Source organism: Stappia sp. (assembly GCF_048261845.1).
Lineage (GTDB): Bacteria > Pseudomonadota > Alphaproteobacteria > Rhizobiales > Stappiaceae > Stappia.
In genome coordinates this window covers 1-5,496 of sequence record NZ_JBLXFR010000127.1, presented here as the reverse complement: position 1 = coordinate 5,496, position 5,496 = coordinate 1, and the positions used below count along the sequence as shown (strand labels likewise).

Below are 5,496 nucleotides of genomic sequence, written 5' to 3'. Positions count from 1 at the left end.
CTTCGATCCGCGGCGTCAGACCGCTTGACCGGGGCCCGCCCCCGGCCATCGCGGCCTTTCTGGCGGATCATTGCCGGACCGGACGCCGTTTCCGGCACAATTGTGAGTCCACGTCCTAGCGTTTCACGGCGAGCCAAACGATGTGCCGCGCGCCACCTGCGCGCACGCGCAACTCCTCGACCTCAAGACCGGTTTGCCGCAGGCGGTTTACGAACCGTTGGTCGGGGGCCGCGGACCATATGGCCAGAACGCCGCCGGGATTGAGCGCTGCGCGTGCGGCGGCCAGTCCCTTCGCGTCATAGAGCCGGTCGTTGGCTGACCGGGACAGCCCGTCCGGGCCATTGTCGACATCGAGCAATATGGCGTCGAACGGCCCGTTGTGGCTGATCACCGGTGCAACGTCGCCTTCGTGAAGGATGACACGGGGATGCGCCAGACTTGCGCCGTGGACGCCGGCGAGCGGACCTTTGGCCCAGGCGATGACGGCCGGCACCAGTTCGGCGACGATGATCTCGCACTGCCCGGGAAAATGCGCGAGCGCTGCCCGCAGCGTGAAGCCCATGCCAAGTCCGCCGATCAGGATCCGGGGCCCCTCCCGCTTGCCCAGCCGCCGGGCCGCCAGGATCGCCAGCTGTTCTTCGGAACCGCCCCGGCGACTGTTCATCAACTCGGTCGCGCCCGACATGATGGAAAACTCGTCGCCCCGTTGCATGAGCTTGAGTTCGCCCCCGCCGGGGACAGAGGTGCGATCCACTTGTTTCCAGGCCAGCATGGCATGCCTTCGTCGATCGGGAAAACCGGGTTGTAATTACGGGCCTGTCACCTTCACGACTTCATGAAAGAGGACGGCCCTTGGGCATGTTCAGCCCGGACGCCTCGGTTTGCCCTTGTGCTTGCGGGTCTGGCCGGGATCGGCCGGCGCGGCCTTGCCACGGTGCGCAGGCTTCTTCCCCGGCTTTGCGTCTTTGCGGACCTTCGCTTTCGCCTGCCGCGCTGTCCCGGGGACCTCTCCGGCCGGAGAGATGACGATACCGCGCTCGGTGCCGCCGGGCCGGTTGACCTGCTCCGCAAACGCGGCCGCCTTGTCGCCGGCAATCTCGAACCGGGTCTGGGCATCCTCGATCCGGATCGAGCCGACATCGCGCTTGGTCACGCCGCCGGCCTTGCAGATCATCGGCAGCAACCACTTCGGGTCGGCGCGCTGCTTGCGGCCGAGGGAAAGCGTGAACCAGACGCCGTCCTCCATGTCCGGTCCGCGCGGCTCTCGCGCCGGGGCGGGGCCGCGCTCGTGCCCGGTCTTTTTGTCGTACCGGGGCTTTTTCGCGAGGAGCTCGGCGGCAGGCAGAGGGGCAAGGTCTTCCGGCACGGGGCGGGAGGCGAGTTGCTGGCGCAGGAAGGCTGCGGCGATGCGCTCGGGTGCGACCTTCGCAAGAAGGTCCGCCACGAACGCGGCTTCTGCTTCGTCCGGTTCGGCGGCGGTGAGCACCGCGTCCATTATGTCCTTGCGGTAACGTGCCTCGATCTCGGCGATGCCGGGCGCGGCACGCTCGACCGCGGTCAGCCTGGCCAGCGCAAGGACGCGTTGCGCCGCGCTGCGCCTGTGCTGGGGCACGACAAGGACGCACACGCCCTTGCGGCCTGCGCGTCCCGTCCGCCCGGAGCGGTGGAGAAGCGTTGCGGGATTGCTCGGCACGTCCGCGTGGATGACGAGGTCCAGATTCGACAGGTCGATGCCGCGGGCCGCGACGTCGGTCGCCACGCACACATGCGCCCTGCCGTCCCGCATTGCCTGCAACGCGTTGGAACGCTCGGACTGTGCCATTTCGCCCGAAAGCGAAACCACGGAGAAGCCGCGGTTGGCGAGGCGTGCGGTCAGGTGGCGCACGGCCTCGCGCGTGTGGCAGAACACCAGCGCGCTCGTGCTGTCGGAGTTGAGCAGCGCATTGATGACCGCGTGCTCGCGCTCGTCGCGCCGCACAAGCATCACCTGGTATTCGATGTCGGCGTGCTGGTCGGTCGAGGCGGTTATCGCCACGCGTTGCGCGTCCTTCTGAAAGGTCTTCGCCAGGTCCGCGATGCCACGCGGCACGGTTGCCGAGAACATCAGCGTCCGGCGTTCCGCCGGAGCCGCGCCGAGGATGTATTCAAGGTCTTCGCGGAAGCCGAGATCGAGCATTTCATCGGCCTCGTCGAGCACCACGACGCGCAGCGCCCCGAGGTCCAGCGCGCCTTTCGCGATATGATCGCGCAGGCGCCCGGGCGTGCCGACGACGAGATGCGCGCCGCGCTCAAGCGCGCGGCGTTCCTTGCGCATGTCCATGCCTCCGACGCAGGTCGCAGTCTGAACACGCGCCGACCCGTAGAGCCAGTCGAGTTCCCGCTGCACCTGAAGCGCCAGCTCGCGCGTCGGCGCGATGATCAGCCCCAACGGCCGGTCCGCGCGATCGAAATGGTTCGCGCTGCCGAGGAGGCTTGAGGCGATGGCGATGCCGAAGGCAACCGTCTTGCCCGAGCCGGTTTGCGCAGAAACCAGAAGATCGGTCCCGGCATAGCGTTTGTCCGCCATCTCCAACTGGACCGGCGTGAGTTCTCTGTAACCCTTCGCTTCAAGCGCGGAAGCAAGGGACGGATGGATGGGGGCCGGCAAAAAGTCGGCGTCGTGAACTGGAGCCATCTGGGGAACCTCTGTGAGCGCGCCGCATACCATAGCCGGTGCGTGGATACCTAAGGATTCTTGACATGCCCGACCGTGATGGCTGTTTGAGCCATGGTTGCATCCCGGATGCAGGGCGGTTGATTTCGCGGCAGCTCAAATGTCCGGGAGTCGAAGCGTCCAAAGGCCGCCGTTTTCGTATTTCCCGACAGGAGCCGATTTTTGAAGACCAAACCCGGCAGGGGAGTGGACGACGTTATTTCCAAAGACCGGATGTCGCGACAAGGCACCGTGTTCCGCTGAAATGCCGCGAGCCTCTTGCGGCAAAAAACCCGGCGGAGAACTGCCAGAACATCCGGATGTGGCTCGTCCCACGCTGAGAGTTTGGCGCTATCATTATAGTCACGTCTCATGAGCGGACCGTTGATATTCAGCGGCATCGCTCCCGTGACCATCACTTCGCCCTGAAGGATTGCCGGCCGATGCTATCATGCATGGGCTCCGAACAGACACAACGGATGCTGGCGGCTGCCTGGTGGGCATCGCCGGGGGGAAGCCTTGACCATCCCCGTTCAGCCTTGTACTTGGCTCGGCTGGGGAAAATGGTAGGTTGGCAACCGCATGCAGTCGGTGCCGCAAAGGCGGCAGGCGGTGTGGGTCCGGGATATCCGCAAGGTCGGCAGTATTCGCGCGCGCTATCCGAGACACTGCCGGGTGAAATCTGGTTTTACGTTTCAACACAAGGCTATACGGACGGTCCTCCAGGATTTAAAATTCCCCGGCCTTGCGCCATGCGGGTTCAAGCCCCGCCGTCCGTACCAACAGCCGGAGGCGGCTGCGAGACGAATTGATCGCGAACCGTAGACGACGAAAGACGCCCGCACCGTGATTTCACTTCGTCCCGTCCTCAATGTCCTCGGCTTCCTCTATGTGGGCCTTGCGACCGCCATGCTGATCCCGGCGATGGTCGATGTCGCGGCGCGCAACGCCGACTGGCAGGCCTTCGTCATGTCGGCGCTGATCACCGGGCTGATCGGGTTGCTCTTGTCGGTCGCCGTCGGCGGGTCGCTGACCCAGGGGCTCGACCTGCGCCAGACCTTCGTGCTGACGACGCTGGCCTGGCTGACCCTGCCGGCCTTCGGTGCGCTGCCCTTCCTGTGGCTCGGCATCGGCTATGCGGATGCGGTGTTCGAGGCGGTCTCAGGTTTCACCACAACAGGCTCGACGGTGCTGTCGGGGCTCGACGGGCTGCCACCGGGGCTGCTGGTGTGGCGCTCGCTGATGCAGTGGATGGGGGGCGTCGGCATCGTCGTCATGGCCATCGTGCTGCTGCCGTTCCTGAAGATCGGCGGCATGCAGCTGTTCCAGACGGAGAATTCCGACCGCAGCGAGAAGATCGTCGCCCGCTCCATCGAACTGGTGCGGCTGATCGGCGTCTCCTACCTGTTCCTGACGCTGGTTTGCGCGCTGGGCTACTGGGCAACGGGCATGACCGTTTTCGACGCGGTCAACCATGCCTTCACGACGATCGCCACCGGCGGCTACTCGACCCATGACAGCTCCTTCGGCCATTTCACCAATCCGGCAACGTCCTGGATCGCGATCCTGTTCATGGTGATCGGCTCGCTGCCCTTCGTGCTGATCATCCAGGCACTGCGCGGCAAGCCGCTGTCGCTCTGGCGGGACCCGCAGGTGCGGGCGTTCTTCGGCTTCATCGTTCTGGTGTCGCTTGCCGTGACCGTCTATCTGGGGCTGGAGCACCGGGTGCCCTTCGGCGAGGCGCTGCGCATCTCGGCCTTCAACATGATCTCCATCGTCACCGGCACCGGCTATGCCTTTGGCGACTACACGACCTGGGGCGCTCCCGTGGTCGTGCTGGCGCTCTTGCTGAAATTCGTCGGCGGCTGCACCGGGTCGACGACCGGCGGCATCAAGATGTTCCGCTTCCTGGTGTTCTTCGGCACGGTGCGCGCGCATCTGCGCCGCATGGTGCGTCCGAACCGGGTGCTCTCGGAGGAATATGGCAACACGCGCCTGACGCAGGACCTGTCATTCTCGGTGCTTGCCTTCCTCGTCGTCTACATGGGCACGGTCGGGGTGCTGACGCTGGTGCTTGCCGGCTTCGACCTTGATCTGGTGACGGCGCTTTCGGCCGCCGCGACGTCGGTCGGCAATGTCGGCCCGGGCCTCGGTCCGATCATCGGGCCATCCGGCAATTTCGCGCCGATCCCCGATGGCGCGAAATGGATCCTCTCCTTCGCCATGCTGATGGGCCGGCTGGAACTGTTCACCGTGCTGGTGCTGCTCGACCCCGATTTCTGGTCGCGCTGATCCGGCGCGGGCCGTATTTTTCCTCAGGAGGTTGCCTTGCGCTTTTCCTCGCCGCTCGTCTCCGGCCGTCTCGTCAAGCGCTACAAGCGCTTTCTCGCCGATGTCATCCTCGACGAGGGCGGGGAGGCCGTCACGGCGCATTGCGCCAATCCGGGCTCGATGCTCGGCCTCAAGGACGAGGGATCGCGGGTCTGGCTTTCGCGCTCCGACAACCCGGCACGAAAGCTCAAATTTTCGTGGGAGATCATCGAGGCGGACGGCGCGCTCGTCGGCATCAACACCGCGCATCCCAACGGGCTCGTCGAGGAGGCGCTGCGCGCGGGCCTTGTGCCCGAGCTCGACGGGTTCGCCGGGCTGCGCCGCGAAGTGAAATACGGCAAGAACTCGCGCATCGACATCCTGCTGGAACAGGGCGAAGGCGGCCCGCCGGTCTATGTCGAGGTGAAGAATGTCCACCTGATGCGCGAGGCGGGGCTGGCGGAGTTTCCCGATTCCGTGACGGCACGGGGCGC

The 5,496-nt window shown here is 65.5% G+C and carries 4 protein-coding genes; 2 read left to right on the top strand and 2 right to left on the bottom strand.

The features are described from left to right. Positions 1–115 precede the first annotated feature (115 nt). Both ACN0T5_RS21680 and ACN0T5_RS21675 read right to left on the bottom strand, forming a co-directional pair. A complete protein-coding gene (locus tag ACN0T5_RS21680; protein ID WP_417770682.1) occupies positions 116–772 on the bottom strand; it encodes a spermidine synthase in 657 nt (218 codons plus the stop codon). Positions 773–862: 90 nt separating this feature from the next. Then, positions 863–2,674 carry a DEAD/DEAH box helicase gene (locus ACN0T5_RS21675; protein WP_417770681.1) on the bottom strand — a complete coding sequence of 604 codons (1,812 nt, stop codon included), beginning with the start codon at positions 2,672–2,674 and terminating at the stop codon, positions 863–865. A gap of 864 nt (positions 2,675–3,538) precedes the next feature. On the opposite strand from ACN0T5_RS21675, the gene ACN0T5_RS21670 reads away from it, so the two are divergent. Next, positions 3,539–4,984 carry a TrkH family potassium uptake protein gene (locus tag ACN0T5_RS21670; RefSeq protein WP_417770680.1) on the top strand — a complete coding sequence of 482 codons (1,446 nt, stop codon included), beginning with the start codon at positions 3,539–3,541 and terminating at the stop codon, positions 4,982–4,984. A 36-nt stretch (positions 4,985–5,020) separates the two neighbouring features. After that, a partial coding sequence (sfsA, locus tag ACN0T5_RS21665) for a DNA/RNA nuclease SfsA (protein ID WP_417770679.1) occupies positions 5,021–5,496 on the top strand: 476 nt, incomplete at its 3' end.

Coding starts and splice junctions, on each gene's coding strand:
- ACN0T5_RS21680 (WP_417770682.1), bottom strand. CDS start 772: ATGCTGGCCTGGAAACAAGTGGATCGCACCTCTGTCCCCGGCGGGGGC.
- ACN0T5_RS21675 (WP_417770681.1), bottom strand. CDS start 2,674: ATGGCTCCAGTTCACGACGCCGACTTTTTGCCGGCCCCCATCCATCCG.